We start from the raw sequence: 17,725 nt of genomic DNA on the forward strand, positions 1-17,725 counted from the left end.
CGGTTATACCGAGAAGCTGGCGCCACAACCACAGGTCGTGGTGGCGTTGGGGTTTTTGACGAAGAAACGCGAGCCTTCAAGCCCTGAGGTGTAATCTACTTCACCGCCGACAAGATATTGCAGGCTCATGGGATCAACGACCAGCTGTACCCCTTGTTTTTCCACGGTGAAATCGCCTTCATTCACTTTTTCATCAAAGGTGAAGCCATACTGAAAACCTGAGCAGCCGCCGCCCGTGACATAGACCCGCAGCTTCAGCGCACTGTTCTGTTCTTCTTCCAGCAAGGCCTTGACCTTGGTTGCCGCCGCATCGGTAAACTGGATGGGCATAGCTGATTCAGCTTGTTCAGTCATTACTACCTCTTACATCTGTTTGCTGTGGCAGATTATCTGTTACCTGACTGTTTTGTTCAAGTATTATGCCGGGATCTTTTTCGCCCTCCAGCAACTCCGGCAGGCTGAAACTTTGTTCGGTTTCGGCGCCTTTGCTCCAGCGGCTGGCAGGCACGACGACCTTGGCCTTCATCTGCTGTAACTCGAACCCTTCAGGCAGGGTAAATTCCGCTTCCAGTACCTGAAAGTACTTGAAGTTAAATGCCAACTTGGTGTCCACCAGTTTAGCTAAATTCAGTTCGACTTGCTTGCCCTCTTGCATGCCAATGAGAAGTATCTCACTTCTTCCCTTGAGCGCCTGTTTGCGCTTTTGCAACTGGGTCAGTATCAGCTTGAGGCGGTATTGCCCTGGGCCCGCCAACGGCATCAGTTCCAAACCATGGATAGCCACGCCTTCGGCGTTATGCTCCGGCGCCATGATGCTGCGGTAGAAGGCCAGCTCACGTTCCAGCTCCTTCTGTTTCTTATGCTGCTTGTTGAACAGCTGCTGCATCTCCTCATTGGCCTCCTTGGCCAGGCTCAGCTCCAGATTACGGCTCGCCAGCAGCTGTGCTTGTTCCTGCAGTTGTCCCTGCAAGCGTTTCTTTTTACCGTCATTTTGTTGCAGCTGGACTTCACCTGGCGGGATAAAAAAGTGATAGCTGAGCAGTCCGGTCAGAAAGGCCACCATGACCAAGAGCAACAAATACAGACTGGATGGACGAATATTTCGCTCCATCACTTGCAGGCGATCGAGCCAGCGATGATAATTTGCCATTAACTAACAGCCCCTTATATAAAAATTTCCATCTTAGGTACTAAGATTTCACATCAGGCTTCGGAAAGCAGCAGTGCAGGCAAGATTCAGAAAGTTCAAACTTGAGGCGCGAAAGTATCTGCGCCACCAGATGAGAGACAAGCTGTCCCAAACGAGGATCAGTATTCAACTGTGTCTGCTGGCCCTGTTGTTTGCGCTGATGGCCTCGGCTGTCATCATACTGTTTCGCCTGCTGCTGCAATGGGCCAATCATTTTACCCAAACACAGGAATGGGATTTTACGGGCTCAATCGGTGACTGGCGAGTCCTGTTACCACTTTTTGGGGCTTTTTTGATCTGGCTGGTGGCCAGGTTTGGCTCCAAACGCTACAAGCGGATGGGTATAGCCTATGTGCTGCACAGGGTGAAACTGCATTATGGCAAGATCCCGCTGCAGTCGGCACCGGGGCAGTTTTTTCAGGCGCTGTTTGCGCTGGCGAGTAACTTCTCGGTTGGTCGTGAAGGCCCGGCCATTCATTTGGGGGCGGTCACCGCCTCGGTATTGGCGGAAAAATTCAAGCTGCCGGACAACAGTGTGCGCATCATGTGTGCCAGTGGCATAGCCGCCGGGATAGCCGCCACCTTCAACGCGCCCCTGGCCGCCGTGGTGTTTGTCCTCGAAGTGGTGCTCAGGGAATACAAGGTACAGTACTTCTTCCCCATCATGCTGTCGGCCATCTGCGGCGCCGTATCCAGCCAGGTGGTGTTCGGTAATATCCACGAGTTTGATGCCATCAAAGTCAGCCATATTCCACTGGATCAATACCCGCTGCTGGCACTCGGCGGTATAGTGCTGGGGGTCGCCGCGGCCCTATTCAATCACAGCCTTATTCAGGTGACCGAGCGCGGCCAACACTGGCCCTTGATTGTCCGCCTGTTGCTGGCAGGTGTTATCACCACTCTGATAGGACTGGTACTGCCTCAGGCTCTGGGCAGCGGTGAAATGGCCATAGGACTGGCGGTCAGCGACAACCCGGCCATCTGGTTTTTGCTGGCGGTTTTGCTGGCCAAGATTATTGCTACCATTGCTGCCATCGGCCTTGGGATCCCTGGTGGGATCATAGGTCCACTCTACGGCATAGGCGCCTTGGGCGGCGCCATTCTAGCTCAGGCGACCGCACTGCTGTTTCCCTCGGTGGCCCCCTATGCAGGGCTCTATACTGTTATCGGCATGACCGCCATGATGGGGGTTTGTCTCAGCGCACCACTCGCCGCCCTGGTGGCGCTACTGGAGATGACCAACGATGCCTCCATCATACTGCCCGGAATGATAGTGGCCGTGCCCGCCTACCTCATCGCCTATCAGGGGCTGAATGCCAAATCCATATTCTTTCGTCAGTTGGACATCATGGGCCTGGGTTACAAGGTGGCCCCGGTTAACCTGGGATTGCAGAAACTCGGGGTACGCGCTCTGATGGACAGGCGCATAGTGATAGTCAACAACAATGACGAGCTGTTGCTGGAGGTGATGAAACGCGCCCAGGGCAGGCCCGTGCTTGTCAGAGATGCCGAAGGGCAGATTGCCATGCTGGATCTGCAGATGCCTTCGTTTGACACTGACACCAGCCTGACCCAGCACAGGATCCAGGGGCTACCCGACTCGGCCACCCTCAACGAGGTGTACGAAATTCTGGCGCCGAAACGTGCCGGTGAAGTCTATATCTATCAGGATACACCGGAGAATATCGTCGGGGTGATCAGTTGGTCTAACCTGCAGCAGGAAATCCGTGCCGGAGAAGTGTAATTTCAATCATGGGTCATTTTCATAGCCGTCACCTTCTGTTATAGTTGCGCCTCAGCCAAACCCTACATAACCCATGGGTCCAGACCTCAGTGTCAGTACCCAATTGCATTGGAAACCAAGGCTGATGAACCAGTTCCAGGGATCACATATCCTCTCCGTAAACCAGTTAGATCTGGACGCCATTCAAACCATTTTCACCGTAGCCCAAAAGATGACCCCATACGCACTGCGCGAAAAGCGTACCAAGGTGCTGGATGGTGCTATTCTCGGCAATCTGTTTTTTGAACCCAGTACCCGCACCCGGGTCAGCTTCGGCTGCGCCTTCAACCTGCTTGGCGGCCGGGTCGCTGAAACGGTCGGCATGGCTTCCTCGTCGCTGTCCAAGGGGGAGTCCCTCTACGATACTGCCAGGGTGTTGTCCAGCTACTCGGACGTGATTGCCATGCGCCACCCCGAGTCCTACTCGGTACGCGAATTTGCCGAAGGCAGCCGGGTGCCTGTGATTAACGGCGGCGACGGTGCCAACGAACATCCAACCCAGGCGCTGCTGGATCTGTTCACCATACAGAAAGAACTGCACAGCAAAGGCTTAGGCATAGACGGCATGCATATCGCCATGGTGGGCGATCTCAAATACGGCCGCACGGTGCACTCGCTGTCGCGTCTTCTGTGCATGTACAAGAACATCAGCTTCACCCTGATCTCCCCTGCCGAGCTGGCAATGCCTGACTATGTGATCGCCGACATTGAAAATGCCGGGCATAAGATCACAATAACAGACCAACTGGAAGGCAATTTAGATCAGGCTGATATACTCTATCTGACGCGCATTCAGGAAGAGCGCTTCCCCTCGCAGGAGGAAGCCGATAAGTATCGTGGCAAGTTCCGTTTGAACAGCGCCATATACACCAAAAATTGTAAGTCCAATACAGTGATCATGCATCCATTGCCTCGGGACTCCAGGCTGCAGGCCAATGAGCTGGACAATGATCTTAACAACCATCCCAACCTGGCTATCTTCCGTCAGGCCGACAATGGCTTGTTGATCCGCATGGCACTGTTTGCCCTGACACTCGGGGTGGACAATCAGTTGGAAAAATACGAGTGTCCGGTTAACTGGTATTCACGCAAGGCCGATCGCTAAAGAGCGGCCACTGACTTTAAGGATTAAACATGACCCGTTCTGAAGACCTGTTTGAACAGGCCAAGAAAACCATCCCCGGCGGTGTGAACTCGCCAGTACGTGCCTTCAATGGTGTAGGCGGCTCTCCCCGCTTCATCGAAAAGGCCGACGGTGCCTATATCTATGATGCCGACGGCAAAGCCTATATCGACTATGTCGGTTCCTGGGGGCCTATGATCCTGGGTCACAACCATCCCAAGATCCGCGAAGCTGTACTCAAGGCGGTGGAGAACGGTCTGTCTTTCGGTGCACCTACCGAGCTGGAAGTGCAGATGGCAGAAAAAGTCATTGAGATGGTGCCTTCCATAGAACAGGTACGCATGGTGAGCTCTGGTACAGAAGCCACCATGAGCGCCATACGCCTGGCTCGGGGTTACACCAACAGAGACAAGATCCTCAAGTTCGAAGGCTGCTACCACGGCCATGCCGACTGTCTGCTGGTTAAGGCCGGTTCCGGCGCCCTGACTCTGGGTCAGCCCAGCTCCCCAGGGATCCCTGCTGACTTCGCCAAGCACACCCTGACCGCTGTCTATAACGATCTGGACTCAGTCAAAGAGCTGTTCAGCCAGCATCCGCAGGATATCGCCTGTATCATACTCGAGCCGGTTGCCGGCAACATGAACTGTATCCCGCCGGTTGCAGGTTTCCTTGAAGGACTGCGTGAACTTTGCGATCAGTTCGGCGCCCTGCTGATCATCGACGAAGTGATGACAGGCTTCCGCGTCTCCAAGAGCGGTGCCCAAGGCCACTATGGGGTGACACCGGATCTGACCACTCTGGGTAAGGTGATCGGCGGCGGTATGCCGGTTGGTGCCTTCGGTGGCAAGAAAGAAGTCATGCAGTATATTGCCCCGACTGGCCCTGTGTACCAGGCCGGCACACTTTCGGGTAACCCTATCGCCATGACTGCAGGTCTGGCTCAACTGGAAGCCCTGTCCGAACCTGGCCTCTATGAAGAGCTGGCTGCCAAGACCAAGCGTATTGCCGAAGGCTTCAAGGCCGCGGCCGACAAGCATGGTATCCCCATGGCCATCAACTATGTTGGCGGCATGTTTGGTTTCTTCTTTACCGATGAAGAGAAGATCACCGGCTTTGAGCAGGTTACCAAGTGCAACATGGAGCAGTTCCGCGCCTTCTATCACGGCATGCTGGACGAAGGTATCTACCTGGCACCGAGCGCCTTTGAAGCAGGCTTCCTGTCCATGGCTCACGGCGAGCAAGAGCTGCAGGCGACTCTGGATGCAGCCGATCGTGTTCTGGCACGCATGAAGTAATCCGCAGATGGATTGAAAACGGGGCCTATACGGCCCCGTTTTTTATGCCCACTCCCGCCGGGTAGATTTCTCTGGCGTCCAGCTCGAATTCTGGTTGCTCAATTCCCCTTCCACAAATTTTCCATCCAGCGCCATACTCACAAGCCAATTCAGGCTGCACCATGGCTGTCACGCCAACTTGCCACCGGCTCGCTAGTCGACTGTCGCCTTTCGCTGCCAAACAGGCCCAATCAGTACAAAACACCAAGATACAAAAACAAACAGACCAAATCACTGGCTTAGCCCGAAAGTCTACGGACGCTTATCACAAAGTCTAAGAAAATGTGTTCCAGTTAACAGTTGCGTTATCCATGTCAGTGTGGTCTGATCCGCACGCGCTATCACAGCTCGATTAATTGAACCTTGATGGCCGACACAAAAACTGCCCACTTCCCCCAGGGCAGACGAACATAAAATCAGCAGTTGGAATTGCATTTATGCTCTATACCTTTCTTATCATACTGGCGGTGTTGGCACTGCTGAGTATCATTTTTGAAGAGGTGACTCACCTCAACAAAGCCAAAACGACTCTGTTTTTCGGTTGTATCTCCTGGATAGCTCTGTTCATGTCTGCCGGCGACCCCGGCCATGAAAAGCTGGTAGAGCATCAACTCAATGAAAACCTGCTGGAAATCGCGACGCTCTGGCTGTTTTTGATGTCGACCATGACCTTTGTGGCCTATCTCAACGCCAAGGGCATGATCCAGATAATAGTGCAGAAGCTGTTTCCGCAGCGGGTGAGCACCCGGATGCTGATGCTGCAGGTTGCGCTGTTTTCTCTGGTATTGTCGGCCATCTGTGACAACGTCACCGCCACCTTGGTCTCTCTTGGGCTGCTGACCACCTTCAAGCTCGACAAACAGATGCGTCGCCGGATGGCGGTATTGATTATCTTTGCCGTCAACTCAGGGGGAGTTTCTCTGATAACGGGTGACGTAACTACCCTGATGATCTTCCTCGGCGGCCATGTGCATATGTCAGAGCTGCTGATGTTGGTGCTGCCGGCGGCATTCAGCGTGATGTTGCTGGCAATACTCTTCTCCCTCAATGCCAAGGGCGAGGTGTCCACCACACCTATTCGTCAAAGTTACGAGACAGTGGATGTACTGATCGCCATCATCTTCTTCACCACCATATTGATGACCATGGCACTGAACATTCTGTTTGCCATTCCCCCCGTGCTAACCTTCCTCACCGGGTTATCAATCATGTTCCTGGTGGGCCACACCGCCCGCAACGACAAAGAAGAACTGCAAATCCTCGAGTATATCCGCCAAGTGGAATACGACACCCTGCTGTTCTTCCTCGGGATCCTCTTGTTGGTGGGTATGCTCAAAGAGATAGGCACGCTGGATCTTCTGGCCCAGGTCTACGCCCGTCACGACCCCAACATTTCCAACTTTGTCACAGGTATGGGATCGGCCATATTGGATAACGTGCCACTGACCGCGGCGCTTTTGAAAGCCGCACCTGAACTGACCACGCCTGAGTGGCTGGGCCTGACCTATGCAGTAGGTGTTGGTGGCTCTCTGCTGGTGATAGGTTCGGCGGCCGGGATCATCGCCATGAGCAAGGTCAAAGAGCTGACCTTTGTCTCTTACCTCAAGTATGTTCCGGCGCTGTTGCTGTCCTACTCTGTAGGCTACGCCCTGACACTGCTGCTGGGGAACTACTTCTACGGAGCTTGAGCTCTAAGGAAGGTGCGAACAGGTCCCATGCGTACTCTGCGTCGGCTTACAGGCCTGTATGCAAGGCGTGGTTCGCAGCAAATGGCCTTAGTCCTTTGTAAGAAGCACAACACAGCAGGCAGGACTGTAAGCCACGCCCTTCGGGGCTTGCACAGCAACCGGCTCTCTGCGTTATCCGACTTTGACAGGCCCCGGCATGCCTTCAGTCAGATGCCTTGAACGCCAATTGCTGTGTAAGCCACTCTCTACAAAAAAAGAACGCCGCGAGGACTTATTCGCACCTTCCCTAAGATAAAAAAGCGCCTTAATGGCGCTTTTTTATGCTTGGTTCCAGCCGTTTTGGGTCGACTTAGATGGCCGGCACCCGGAACTTCTGCCCTTGAATTTCCAGCACCACATCCCTTGGACGTATCTCAACGATCTTCAGTTGACCCTTGATGCTGTCACCCTCCTGCAGTTCGGCACCCTCCACATTCAGCCAACGCTTGGAAGGCTCTGAGGCGTATACGTGAGCACTGATCTCAAACTCAGGAACCTGCAATTGCAGCCCGGCCGGCAGCCCGCCGTAAGGAGGCACCTCTTCCTCAGCCTTGGGAATGGGATCCAATTCGGGAGGCGATACGGGTTTTTCCGCCGAGTGCCGGTGCTCCACATCGGCAAGCGCCGCCTGAAACTGAGCCACCAACTCATCCTGGCGGCGACTCTCGGCACTGGATAGCCCCACATCCTCAGCCGCTTCATTAACCTGGCGCTTGAGAGACTCTAGCACCTCAAGCCCACGGCGATTGGGGTTGGCTCCCAGGATAATCGGCTCATCGTCAGCCGCCGGCATCTCCTGCGGCTGATTTACAGTTGCTGAGCCATCAGCCTGGAGTTGCGCAAACTGCAGCTCTTTAGCCGCTTCGGCCACACTGGCGGCCAATAAATCACTGCCAGTCGACTGTGCATTAACCGAAGCCGGACTCTGGCGGGCTGCAATTTCAGCTTCGCCGCTTTGGTTTATTGAGCTCTGGCTTATTGAGCCCTGGTTTACTGAACTTTGGTTTATGGTCGCCCTATTCTCAGCCTGAGCATTTTGAGGCAGCGTATTTTGCGACTGGATTGTCCGAGATTGAACAGCCTGAGTCTGAGGTATCGGCTGGGCCATAGGCAAGGCAACCTTACCGGCCAAACGTACTTCCGTTGCACCTTGTTCAGCCACCTCAGCGGCTTGAGTCGGTTGCTTATATCCTTGAGACTCATCTTGTTGCCTGGCTTGCTGCTGCGAGGCTTTCGCCCCAACTGAAGATGTCTCGGGAGCCAGCGGCTTTTTATTGGTATCAAGCGAGTGCCAGCCCCAAGCCAAGGCGCCACCTGCCAGCACGGCCGCCACCAATACCGCCAGCGGCTTGAGATAGCGACTTGCCGAAGATTGTCGGCGATATTGCGCCCTGGGAGTCAACACAGGATCCAGTTGTTCACCCATTTCCTGTTGCTTGGCCCGGGTCACGGCATCGAGAAGGATAGACATCAGCTCGCTCCTCCTGCGTGCAATCTGGGGCCTTGATGACTCAAGTACAGATTGAGCTGAACCAGAGTTTGGCTGCCGGCAATGCCGTCCGGTTTCAAGCCGTGGCGCCGCTGAAACTGTTGCAGTGACTGCTCCAGCTCGCTGTCGAAATAACTCATCAGCCTGGCCGGGCGTTCATCCACCTGCGCCAGGGTATTTTCCAGCCACTGCACCTGGGCCAAACCGGCACTTGGGCCTATCGCCTTGAGCGGATCCTTGGGGGCATCCCAGATGATTTCAAAAGTACCGCTGAAATGACGGTTGAACCAATCGACGCTGACCCAGAGTTGTTGTTCATTGAGTTGCAGCAACAACTGCTCACCATCTTTGGTCACCAGAGTGCCATAGAAAGGCTGCTGTTGTTCATCCTCCAGATAGACCACAGCCGGATAGTTGAGCCGCAGTAAGGAGTTGAGATTGCCCTGCTGCTGATAGCAGGCAAGCCCCTGCTGTTCGGCGGCCTGACAGGCACTGATGCCTGAATATGGCACCTTGTCCCAAAGGGCAAACAGGGCCGCAAAGGCGGTATCTATATTGCGGCTCTGATCTATGGCCTGCGTCAAGATCCGCTGCGCCCGATTGACTGCGGGCTTGTCCGCAGCAGCTTGATTGACAGAAAGATGGTTAACAGCAGCTTGATTGCCTGCAACCCGAGTCTGCTTGGCATCTGTCACTGAATGAAGTTGATGTTCGGACTGATCTTGGGCCACAGCCTGTTCCGGCTGTGCTAGGAAATAGTAACCACCGGCAAATGCCAAAAGCAGCATGGCGGCGGCAGAAGCCGGTAACAAATAATTACGCTGTTTGATTTTCTCTCCCAGCACCTCTTCGGCGGCAGTGGCCACCATTTTGGCATCGATAGGGGTTCGAGACTGACCATAACCCGCCATCAAGGCCCGCTCACACAAGAGGTTGATAAGCCTTGGAATACCACCACTGAATTTATGCAGCGCCCGAATCGCGCCGCGGTTGAACAAGGGCTCGCTGCGCCCGGCCACCTGCAACCTGTGCTGCACATAGAAGCCCACCTCCTCTTCGGTGAGCGGCAACAGATGGTAACGGGCAGTGATTCGCTGCGCCAACTGCCGCAGTTCCTGGCGCTTGAGCAGTTGCTGCAGCTCGGGCTGACCTATGAGGATCACCTGCAGCAATTTACGGGTATCTGTCTCCAGGTTGGTAAGCAGGCGCAGTTGCTCAAGCACTTCGGCCCGCAGATGCTGGGCCTCATCGATGATCAGCACAGTGTTGCGCCCGGCCTGGTGGTTAGCCAACAGAAAACCACTGATATGATCGGTCAGCTGTTTGAGGGTGGGCGCCTCGCCATAGGGAATTTTCAACTCATCACAGAGGGTAGCCAGCAGTTCAAGCTCGGTCAGAGATGGATTGAGGATAAAGGCAGTATCGGTATTTTCCGGCAGTTGCCGCAGCAGGCAGCGGGAAACCGTGGTTTTCCCGGTACCGACTTCACCTGTCAGCAGCACAAAGCCCCCCGTCTCCCCAAGGCCATAGGTCAAATGCGCCAACGCCTCCCTGTGCCTGTCACTGAGAAACAGATAACTGGGATTGGGCGCGATAGAAAACGGGTTATCGTTCAGTCCATAAAAGGCCTTGTACATAGGCACTGCCATCCTTCTTTGCTAGAGACAGCCCAGTTTAAGGCAAGGCCATAAATTGTAAAACCCCGGCCGCCATTTATGTGATGCACGGGAAAGTCCCCCACGGCCGGGTCTCATGTTATCCTGAGGCCATTACCAAAGCAGTCGATTATAAGGAATCCACAAGCGTGCAGATTTATCTGGTTGGTGGCGCAGTGCGTGACAAACTATTGGGCTTACCCGTCAAGGACAGGGATCATCTGGTGGTAGGCGCGACTCCGGAGCAGATGGCCTCACTGGGATACCGGCAGGTGGGCAAGGATTTTCCCGTGTTTCTGCACCCCAAAACCCAGGAGGAGTACGCCCTGGCCAGAACCGAGCGCAAGACAGGCCTGGGTTACGGCGGTTTCTCCTGCTATGCAGCGCCCGATGTCACCCTGGAAGAGGATCTGCTGCGGCGGGACTTGACCATTAACGCCATAGCCCAAGGTGAGGATGGCGAACTGCACGACCCCTACAACGGCCAAAAGGATATCGAGGCCCGGGTGCTGAGGCATGTCTCCCCCGCTTTCGTTGAAGACCCGCTGCGGGTACTCAGGGTGGCCCGTTTTGCCGCCCGCTTTGCCCCTCAGGGCTTCAGTATAGCGCCGGAAACCCTGGCTCTGATGCAGGAAATTGCCGCCGGCCCCGAGCTTGGCGCACTGACGCCTGAGCGGGTATGGCAGGAGCTGGATAAGGTGCTCGGCTGCGAGCAGCCCCAGGTGTTTTTTGAAGTACTGCGCCAGGTTAACGCCTTACAAGCACTGATGCCGGAAATCGATGCCCTGTTTGGTGTGCCGCAACCAGCCAAGTGGCATCCGGAAATTGATACCGGCCTTCACACCTTGATGGTACTGGAGCAAGCCGCACGATTGACCCGCGACAAAGCCGTGCGCTTTGCCGCGCTGGTGCACGATCTCGGTAAGGCACTGACCCCGGCCGACATGCTGCCCAAGCACCATGGCCACGGCCAGAAGGGACTTGAACCTATTCGAAACCTGTGCGAGCGGCTGCGAGTGCCTTCCGAGTATCGGGATCTGGCGTTGCTGGTCAGCGATCAGCATCAAAATATTCATAATCTGGCGGAGCTCAAGCCGGAAACCATAGTGAAAATCTTCGACAAAGCCGATTTCTGGCGCAAGCCAGAGCGCCTGGAGCAACTGGCGCTGGCCTGCGAGGCCGATGCCAGAGGCCGCAGCGGGCTTGAACAAGCCCGCTACCCGCAGGCGCAAGCATTGAGGCAGTTATTTGCTGTCGCCTCAGCCATAGATGTCAAACCCATAGTGGCAGCGGGACACAAGGGGCCAGCCATCAGAGACGAGCTCGCTCGGCAGCGGATTGCCGCCGTACGTCAAGAAAAGCAACTGTTACTGAATTCCGCCGTTTCCTGATAGAAAGGCAAGATATTGACGGCAATATTTTCAGTTATGTTAAGAAAATGGCGAAAGAAACTGGCTATCTTCCCAAAGACTTGGCAATTCAATGAGTATTCGATAAGGTAAAGCGGCCTGTACGTGAATATTCGTAGCAAAATAAATTGACTATGACATAATTAGGCGGTGTCGGCTGTTTTACAGTCGAGCCATTAAAAATCCAACCTATCTAAAGGGATTTCTTCATGAACAAAAAAGTACTGATGATTGCTGGCGTAGCAATGACTGCTCTGCTGGGTGGCTGTGCCAACACCACTGCTCTGGAAGAAAGCGTTGCTAACCTGGGCAACAAAGTTGATCAATTATCAGCCGAAGTTAGCTCTCTGAAAGCAGAGCAAGGCAAACTGTCTGCTGACGTTAAAGATGCCAAAGCTGCTGCTATGGACGCTCAGTCTGAAGCTAAGCGTGCTAACGACCGCTTGGACAACGTTGCTTCTCGTTACAAGAAGTAATTCAGTCCCGGATCGGCAACACCAAGGTGTTGCCGATTTGCTTTTCGCTAAAACCTATAGTGACTTCCAGTCAGTCCTGACCAAGATTCCAGCCAAAACCTTCACTTTTCAGCCTAAACCCGAGGCTCAAACTCAGTTCCGTTTAATCACCAACACACGGTAATCCAGCTCCAGCCCCTTAACTGCTCGAGTAGCAAGCGCACGCTTCTGTTTTTCGCTGGCGCGCCAGGCATAAGGAGTGGTTTCCAAAAGCGTCAACGCCTGCTCACCGCTCACATCCAGAGAAAAACTCAAGCTCTCGGTTTCCAGCACAGTCAACTCGGCCGGCAGGCTGATACTGAACTCCCGCTGCTTGAGATCCGCGTTTAATTGCTCACGCAACTGCCATAAGTGTCTGGGCCCGGGTGCCAACATCACAAGATGTGCCCCAGGCTTCATCACCCTAGGGATCTCCTTGCCCTTGAGCTGACCATCGAGCAGAGTCACCAGTGAAAACTGCGCATCTTCAAAGGGCAAGCGTTTGGCAACACTGAGAAATACCTGCGCCGTCGGCAAGGCTTTGGCAGCGGCGAAGGCGGCATTTTGCGCATCACAGATAAGCAGACGTTGCAGCTGATCCGGCAGTTGCAGCATCTGCTGCAAGGCGCCGTCTCCGGCGTTGGGATCAAGTACAGCGTCACAGTTTTCGGCGAGCCTGGCCAGCTTAAGATTAAGCGCCTGATGCAAAGGCGCCATCAATTCAGACTGCAGCAGAAAACGCCTGGCCCGCAACGCCTGGCGCGACAAGGCATGTACCGCCGCGCTCTTGGGCTTGGCCAGCAGCCAATAGCCGTCTTCCTGGCGATCGAAGTGATGTTTGTTGGCGCAGTAAAAACCTCTGGATGCCTGATGCTGCTTGAGTTCACTCTGGCAAACCGGGCACTGAAATTGCACTGAATTCATCTTAGCTCCACAGAAAGATAAAGCCGCACAGAAGCGCGCCGAGCGCCAGACGGTAGAGCACGAAAGGCAGCATGCCCATCTTGCTGATAATCTTCAAAAACAGGTGGATACAGGTATAAGCCGCCACAAAAGAGAGCACTACGCCCAGTATCAAGGCCTGCCAGTCAATCACATGCCCGCCGTCGAGCAGATCTTTGCCCATCAGCAGCGCCGCCCCCAGGATCACAGGAATCGACATCAAAAAAGAGAAACGCGCCGCCGCTTCGCGATTCAGCCCCAACATCAGGGCCGCCGTCATGGTGATCCCCGAGCGACTGGTGCCGGGAATAAGTGCCAAAGCTTGGGCGAAACCTATCATCAATGCCTTGCGCCAGCCGGTTTGATACTCAGTGAGCTCAAGCCGTGCCATCTTATCCGACCACCAGAGCAGCAAACCGAATACCACAGTAGTGATGGCAATAACACCGGGCCCCCGCAGATAGGTTTCAACCAGATCTTTGGCCATAAAACCAAAAACGACTGCGGGTATGGTGGCCAGAATAATCCACCAGGCCAGTTTGCTCTCGGCACTGTGGTTACCCTTGAATATGCTGCCAAACCAGGCGTTCAGCATAGCGATGATTTCAGTACGGAAGTAGAGCACCACTGCCAGTAATGAGCCTATGTGCACCGCCACATCGAAGGCCAGTCCCTGATCTTCCCAGCCCAGTAATTGGGAAGGCAAAATAAGGTGCGCCGAGCTGGAGATAGGTAAAAATTCAGTCAGGCCCTGGATCAGGGCAAGGATGATGACCTGTATTGTGTCCATAATTATCCTTTAAAAATCAGGCCGACAGGCCCCAATCGAAAGCGATAGGCCAGAGCTTCTGGCTGGCCTTGTCATATTCCTGCCACAACGCTTGGTAGCTGAGTTGTGCCAGAGGATGCTTGGTTTGCGGTGCCAGTTCAGCCAGCGGCCAAAGCACAAAGGCATTGGTCAGGATCTCGGCTCGGGGCAAAACTACCGGCTGCTGGCAGACCTTGTCATCATAGAGCAGCAGATCCAAGTCCAGGGTGCGCGGAGCAAACTTTTTCGCCCCGGGAATACGCCCATGACGCAGCTCTATATCCTTGAAGCAGGCCACCACTTCGGCAATGTCGAGCGAGGTGTGAGCGCCCACCACCATGTTGAGAAAGTTGCTGCCCTTGAATCCCACAGATTCACTCTCGTAAACCGATGACAGTTGCAGCTCGCCAAACGCAGCGTGCAGCTCTTTGATAGCTGCACGCAGATAATGTTCCGGGTCGATATTACTGCCCAGACTGATGTAGATATGTGCCATATTGCCGTTAGATACCACGCTCGATTTCAACACCGACCGCTTTGGCCGAAGGAACGGCACCGGGCTTCATCACCCGCACCTTGACCCAGGGCACTGAAAATTCACTCATCAGGCAATGGGCTATCATCTCGGCCACGGTTTCAATCAACTCAATGGGCTTTTCGGTGATCAGGGCAGTGAGGCGCTTGCTGACGGTTTCATAACAGAGCGCCTGGCTGTAATCATCACTGTCGGCGGCGGCTCTGTTATCCCAGGCCATATCCAGATCGATAAGCAGTGTCTGGTGTACCTGTTTCTCCCACTCATAGATCCCGATAACTGTTTCTATCTGTAATTCCCGTATCAGCACTCTGTCCATAAAATCCCCCTTAGCAGCTGCCGGGCCTGAGGTCAGATAAGCTATCGGCAATAAAACCGCTATAATCCGCCCCGTTCCGGAGATATTCACTGTAGCCCCTTTCTACCTGGCCCGATCTTAAGTAGGATAAGGCATTGAAGGACAAGATGAACCCGAGATTTTTAACCGCCAGCTGACGGTAAAGATTTTCACCTTGGGTTATCCGGGCAAGGGCTGCATATTTCAGTGTGCGCGATAATACCTTAAGACGAGTAAGGAAACCAATTTGAGTACCATGGTACTGACCCCAATTATGATTGTGGCCGCTTACCTGCTCGGCTCTATCTCCAGTGCCGTGCTGGTGTGCCGCCTCAAGGGCCTGCCGGATCCCAGAGGCAAGGGTTCGGGCAACCCGGGCGCCACCAACGTGCTGCGCATCGGCGGCACTTGGGCCGCAGCCATGGTGTTTTTCTTCGATATGCTCAAGGGTGCCCTGCCCACTTATACCGCTTATCTGATGGGAATAGATGCCATCTGGCTCGGGGTGATAGCCATTGCCGCCTGCCTGGGGCACATATACCCGATTTTCTTCGGCTTCAAGGGTGGCAAAGGCGTTGCCACAGCACTCGGTGCCATGGCGCCCATAGGTGAAGGCTTGGCGCTGTGTTTGATGGGCACCTGGTTATTGGTGGTATTACTGACCCGCTATTCATCACTGGCAGCTTTGGTTACGGCGCTATTGGCGCCTGTATATACCTGGTGGCTGGATGACAGATTTACCCTGCCGGTGGCCATGCTATCGACGCTGATCATTATCCGCCACAAGGATAATATTCGCCGCCTGCTCAAGGGCGAAGAGTCCAAGATGTCGCGCTCAAAGCGCACTAAATAGGGCCAAAGGCTGCCAGCTTTTAAAGCAGCTATCAAAAACCAAAAGGCGCCAGTGGCGCCTTTTACTTTTCAGGTATCACAGATGGTGGGTTAGCCGGGCTTCAGGAAATCGCTTCCAGGGTATCCAGCGGCCAACGTGGCTGCCCTTTCACTGCCAGCGTCTCACGCTCGCCGGCCTTGAGGCGCTGCAAGCCAGCGTAGGCTATCATGGCACCGTTATCCGTGCAGAACTCGCCTCTTGGGTAGAAAACCTTGCCACCACGACTTTGCATCAACTCGGCCAGTGAGCTTCTCAAACGGGTGTTGGCGCTGACGCCACCGGCAATGACCAAGCGCTTAAAGCCGGTTTGCTCCAGTGCTCGGCGGCACTTGATGACCATGGTATCGACCACGGCTTCTTCAAAAGCCCGGGCGATATTGGCGCGGGTCTGCTCATCATCCGGTTCGGCGGCTATGGTATTGGCGGCGTAGGTTTTCAGCCCTGAGAAACTAAAATCCAATCCCGGTCTGTCGGTCATCGGCCGGGGAAACTTATAGCCGGCCATTTCCCCTTTGGCGGCGAGCTTGGCCAATCTTGGGCCACCTGGATAATCCAGCCCCATCAGTTTGGCTGTCTTGTCGAAGGCTTCACCGGCCGCATCGTCTATGGATTCACCCAAGACTTCATAGCGGCCTATGCCTTCCACCTTCACCAGCATGGAGTGACCACCTGAAACCAAAAGTGCCACAAAGGGAAATTCAGGCGCATCCTCTTCCAGCATGGGCGCCAACAGATGCCCTTCCATATGATGAACACCTACTGCGGGCTTATTCCAGGCAAATGCCAGAGAACGGCCGACGCAGGCGCCCACCAAAAGCGCACCAATCAGGCCAGGGCCCTTGGTGTAGGCGATGCCGTCGAGATCTTCGATACGGGTATCGGCCTTGGCCAGCGCCTCACGGATCAGCGGCACTATTTTGCGCACATGATCCCTTGATGCCAGCTCAGGCACCACGCCACCATAGTCGGCATGTAACTTAACCTGACTGTAGAGAGCATGGGACAACAACCCCTGCTCTTCGTCGTAAACCGCTATTCCTGTCTCATCACAGGATGTTTCAATACCTAAAACCCGCATCTATGAAATCTTTCCGCCTGAAAAGGGGCGCCAATTCTACCCCTAACCAAGAGATTTCTCCAGTTGTAGGCTAAAGTGAATTTACTTTAGGGACTTTACATCCAGTGCCAGTCGGTTTAAAATTCCGCACCATTTTAAATACACTTGGGTCAAGTGATTGACTCAATACAAACTTACACCTAAGGGGTGATGGCGTATGCCAATTATTAAAGTACGTGAAAACGAACCATTCGACGTAGCTCTGCGTCGTTTCAAGCGCTCTTGTGAAAAAGCCGGTATCCTGGCCGACGTGCGTGCTCGTGAGTTCTACGAGAAGCCAACTACTGCTCGTAAGCGTGCAAAAGCTGCTGCAGTTAAGCGTCTGGCCAAGAAGCTTTCTCGCGAAAACGCACGTCGCGTACGTTTATACTAATTCCTTATGAGCCTGATAGATAAGCTAAAAGACCAAATGAAACAAGCCTTGGTGGCCAAAGAGAAGGTCCGCCTTGGTACGATTCGTATGGCATTAGCTGCCATCAAACAGATTGAAGTGGACACCCGCGAAACTCTGAATGATGAGCAGATAATAGCTGTCTTGACCAAAATGGTGAAACAACGCCGTGATGCCATTGCCCAATATGAGGCAGCGGGTCGTCCGGAGTTGGCAGAAGCGGAAGCAGCAGAGATTCAAGTTATTGAAACTTTCCTGCCCCAGCCTCTGAGCGAAAGCGAAATCGCTGCGCTGATTGATGCCGCTATCCAAGATAGCGGTGCCAGCACCATGGCGGATATGGGCAAAGTAATGGGAGCGTTGAAATCCAAAGTTCAGGGTCGTGCAGACATGGGTGCCATCAGTGCCCAGATCCGTGCCAAACTGCAATAAGCGGGTTTCCACGTATGAACAAGCCGTGCTTCTGCGCGGCTTGTTTGTTTACATCGGTCAAGGGTGCA

The 17,725-nt window shown here is 54.2% G+C and carries 18 protein-coding genes; 9 read left to right on the top strand and 9 right to left on the bottom strand.

Annotated features, from left to right (window positions below):
- Nucleotides 1–3 precede the first annotated feature (3 nt).
- The gene (erpA, locus tag E1N14_RS16020) at nucleotides 4–354 is read right to left on the bottom strand and encodes an iron-sulfur cluster insertion protein ErpA (RefSeq protein ID WP_025010525.1); all 351 of its coding nucleotides are present in this window, start codon (nucleotides 352–354) and stop codon (nucleotides 4–6) included.
- Complete coding sequence (locus E1N14_RS16025) at nucleotides 347–1,150, bottom strand: DUF6776 family protein (RefSeq protein WP_025010524.1); 804 nt, start codon at nucleotides 1,148–1,150, stop codon at nucleotides 347–349. Before E1N14_RS16025 ends, erpA begins: the two co-directional genes overlap by 8 nt.
- A 130-nt stretch (nucleotides 1,151–1,280) precedes the next feature.
- Here E1N14_RS16025 and E1N14_RS16030 point away from each other — a divergent pair, with 130 nt between their 5' ends.
- The 4 genes from E1N14_RS16030 to nhaD all read left to right on the top strand — a co-directional run bounded on the left by E1N14_RS16030 (nucleotide 1,281) and on the right by nhaD (nucleotide 7,117).
- Complete coding sequence (locus E1N14_RS16030) at nucleotides 1,281–2,933, top strand: chloride channel protein (RefSeq protein WP_081782932.1); 1,653 nt, start codon at nucleotides 1,281–1,283, stop codon at nucleotides 2,931–2,933.
- 124 nt (nucleotides 2,934–3,057) lie between these two features.
- Nucleotides 3,058–4,077, top strand: a complete 1,020-nt coding sequence (locus tag E1N14_RS16035; RefSeq protein ID WP_025010522.1) for an aspartate carbamoyltransferase — start codon at nucleotides 3,058–3,060, stop codon at nucleotides 4,075–4,077.
- Nucleotides 4,078–4,106: 29 nt separating this feature from the next.
- Nucleotides 4,107–5,390, top strand: a complete 1,284-nt coding sequence (gene hemL / locus E1N14_RS16040) for a glutamate-1-semialdehyde 2,1-aminomutase (protein ID WP_028779763.1) — start codon at nucleotides 4,107–4,109, stop codon at nucleotides 5,388–5,390.
- 476 nt (nucleotides 5,391–5,866) lie between these two features.
- Entirely contained in the window at nucleotides 5,867–7,117 is a 1,251-nt protein-coding gene (gene nhaD, locus E1N14_RS16045; protein ID WP_044734962.1) for a sodium:proton antiporter NhaD, read from the top strand.
- 349 nt (nucleotides 7,118–7,466) lie between these two features.
- Here nhaD and E1N14_RS16050 read toward each other — a convergent pair whose 3' ends face one another.
- Both E1N14_RS16050 and E1N14_RS16055 read right to left on the bottom strand, forming a co-directional pair.
- Nucleotides 7,467–8,627 (bottom strand): general secretion pathway protein GspB, encoded by a 1,161-nt coding sequence (locus E1N14_RS16050; RefSeq protein ID WP_025010521.1) that lies wholly within the window; start codon nucleotides 8,625–8,627, stop codon nucleotides 7,467–7,469.
- Nucleotides 8,627–10,282, bottom strand: coding sequence for an ExeA family protein (locus tag E1N14_RS16055; protein WP_025010520.1), 1,656 nt, complete (start codon nucleotides 10,280–10,282; stop codon nucleotides 8,627–8,629). Before E1N14_RS16055 ends, E1N14_RS16050 begins: the two co-directional genes overlap by 1 nt.
- A 167-nt stretch (nucleotides 10,283–10,449) precedes the next feature.
- Between E1N14_RS16055 and E1N14_RS16060 the strand changes: the two genes are divergently transcribed.
- Together E1N14_RS16060 and E1N14_RS16065 are read left to right on the top strand one after the other, a co-directional pair.
- A complete protein-coding gene (locus E1N14_RS16060) occupies nucleotides 10,450–11,691 on the top strand; it encodes a multifunctional CCA addition/repair protein (protein ID WP_062793984.1) in 1,242 nt (413 codons plus the stop codon).
- Nucleotides 11,692–11,918: 227 nt separating this feature from the next.
- The gene (locus tag E1N14_RS16065; protein WP_025010519.1) at nucleotides 11,919–12,185 is read left to right on the top strand and encodes an Lpp/OprI family alanine-zipper lipoprotein; all 267 of its coding nucleotides are present in this window, start codon (nucleotides 11,919–11,921) and stop codon (nucleotides 12,183–12,185) included.
- A gap of 132 nt (nucleotides 12,186–12,317) precedes the next feature.
- Here E1N14_RS16065 and E1N14_RS16070 read toward each other — a convergent pair whose 3' ends face one another.
- The 4 genes from E1N14_RS16070 to folB are packed head-to-tail and all read right to left on the bottom strand — an operon-like array spanning nucleotide 12,318 to nucleotide 14,807.
- Nucleotides 12,318–13,127: a putative RNA methyltransferase gene (locus tag E1N14_RS16070; RefSeq protein WP_025010518.1), complete on the bottom strand. Its 810-nt coding sequence runs from the start codon at nucleotides 13,125–13,127 to the stop codon at nucleotides 12,318–12,320.
- A gap of 1 nt (nucleotide 13,128) precedes the next feature.
- The gene (locus E1N14_RS16075; RefSeq protein ID WP_025010517.1) at nucleotides 13,129–13,935 is read right to left on the bottom strand and encodes an undecaprenyl-diphosphate phosphatase; all 807 of its coding nucleotides are present in this window, start codon (nucleotides 13,933–13,935) and stop codon (nucleotides 13,129–13,131) included.
- 16 nt (nucleotides 13,936–13,951) lie between these two features.
- Nucleotides 13,952–14,449 (bottom strand): 2-amino-4-hydroxy-6-hydroxymethyldihydropteridine diphosphokinase, encoded by a 498-nt coding sequence (folK, locus tag E1N14_RS16080; RefSeq protein ID WP_025010516.1) that lies wholly within the window; start codon nucleotides 14,447–14,449, stop codon nucleotides 13,952–13,954.
- 7 nt (nucleotides 14,450–14,456) lie between these two features.
- Nucleotides 14,457–14,807: a dihydroneopterin aldolase gene (gene folB / locus E1N14_RS16085; protein ID WP_025010515.1), complete on the bottom strand. Its 351-nt coding sequence runs from the start codon at nucleotides 14,805–14,807 to the stop codon at nucleotides 14,457–14,459.
- Between the two features lie 274 nt (nucleotides 14,808–15,081).
- Between folB and plsY the strand changes: the two genes are divergently transcribed.
- Complete coding sequence (gene plsY, locus E1N14_RS16090; protein WP_371873721.1) at nucleotides 15,082–15,678, top strand: glycerol-3-phosphate 1-O-acyltransferase PlsY; 597 nt, start codon at nucleotides 15,082–15,084, stop codon at nucleotides 15,676–15,678.
- Nucleotides 15,679–15,778: 100 nt separating this feature from the next.
- On the opposite strand, the gene tsaD is transcribed toward plsY, so the two are convergent.
- Entirely contained in the window at nucleotides 15,779–16,795 is a 1,017-nt protein-coding gene (gene tsaD / locus E1N14_RS16095; RefSeq protein ID WP_062793983.1) for a tRNA (adenosine(37)-N6)-threonylcarbamoyltransferase complex transferase subunit TsaD, read from the bottom strand.
- Between the two features lie 196 nt (nucleotides 16,796–16,991).
- Between tsaD and rpsU the strand changes: the two genes are divergently transcribed.
- Nucleotides 16,992–17,207, top strand: coding sequence for a 30S ribosomal protein S21 (gene rpsU / locus E1N14_RS16100; protein ID WP_006080725.1), 216 nt, complete (start codon nucleotides 16,992–16,994; stop codon nucleotides 17,205–17,207).
- Nucleotides 17,208–17,213: 6 nt separating this feature from the next.
- On the top strand, nucleotides 17,214–17,657 hold the full coding sequence (locus E1N14_RS16105) for a GatB/YqeY domain-containing protein (protein ID WP_025010513.1): 444 nt from the start codon (nucleotides 17,214–17,216) through the stop codon (nucleotides 17,655–17,657).
- Nucleotides 17,658–17,725 lie beyond the last annotated feature (68 nt).

Source organism: Shewanella algae (genome assembly GCF_009183365.2).
Lineage (GTDB): Bacteria > Pseudomonadota > Gammaproteobacteria > Enterobacterales > Shewanellaceae > Shewanella > Shewanella algae.

Bases quoted from the DNA above. Each gene is read 5' to 3' on its own strand.
- E1N14_RS16055 (WP_025010520.1), bottom strand. From the start codon at position 10,282: ATGTACAAGGCCTTTTATGGACTGAACGATAACCCGTTTTCTATCGCG.
- folK (WP_025010516.1), bottom strand. From the start codon at position 14,449: ATGGCACATATCTACATCAGTCTGGGCAGTAATATCGACCCGGAACAT.
- rpsU (WP_006080725.1), top strand. From the start codon at position 16,992: ATGCCAATTATTAAAGTACGTGAAAACGAACCATTCGACGTAGCTCTG.
- hemL (WP_028779763.1), top strand. From the start codon at position 4,107: ATGACCCGTTCTGAAGACCTGTTTGAACAGGCCAAGAAAACCATCCCC.
- tsaD (WP_062793983.1), bottom strand. From the start codon at position 16,795: ATGCGGGTTTTAGGTATTGAAACATCCTGTGATGAGACAGGAATAGCG.
- E1N14_RS16050 (WP_025010521.1), bottom strand. From the start codon at position 8,627: ATGTCTATCCTTCTCGATGCCGTGACCCGGGCCAAGCAACAGGAAATG.
- E1N14_RS16030 (WP_081782932.1), top strand. From the start codon at position 1,281: ATGAGAGACAAGCTGTCCCAAACGAGGATCAGTATTCAACTGTGTCTG.
- E1N14_RS16070 (WP_025010518.1), bottom strand. From the start codon at position 13,127: ATGAATTCAGTGCAATTTCAGTGCCCGGTTTGCCAGAGTGAACTCAAG.
- E1N14_RS16035 (WP_025010522.1), top strand. From the start codon at position 3,058: ATGAACCAGTTCCAGGGATCACATATCCTCTCCGTAAACCAGTTAGAT.
- E1N14_RS16075 (WP_025010517.1), bottom strand. From the start codon at position 13,935: ATGGACACAATACAGGTCATCATCCTTGCCCTGATCCAGGGCCTGACT.
- E1N14_RS16105 (WP_025010513.1), top strand. From the start codon at position 17,214: ATGAGCCTGATAGATAAGCTAAAAGACCAAATGAAACAAGCCTTGGTG.
- E1N14_RS16025 (WP_025010524.1), bottom strand. From the start codon at position 1,150: ATGGCAAATTATCATCGCTGGCTCGATCGCCTGCAAGTGATGGAGCGA.
- nhaD (WP_044734962.1), top strand. From the start codon at position 5,867: ATGCTCTATACCTTTCTTATCATACTGGCGGTGTTGGCACTGCTGAGT.
- plsY (WP_371873721.1), top strand. From the start codon at position 15,082: ATGGTACTGACCCCAATTATGATTGTGGCCGCTTACCTGCTCGGCTCT.
- E1N14_RS16065 (WP_025010519.1), top strand. From the start codon at position 11,919: ATGAACAAAAAAGTACTGATGATTGCTGGCGTAGCAATGACTGCTCTG.
- folB (WP_025010515.1), bottom strand. From the start codon at position 14,807: ATGGACAGAGTGCTGATACGGGAATTACAGATAGAAACAGTTATCGGG.
- erpA (WP_025010525.1), bottom strand. From the start codon at position 354: ATGACTGAACAAGCTGAATCAGCTATGCCCATCCAGTTTACCGATGCG.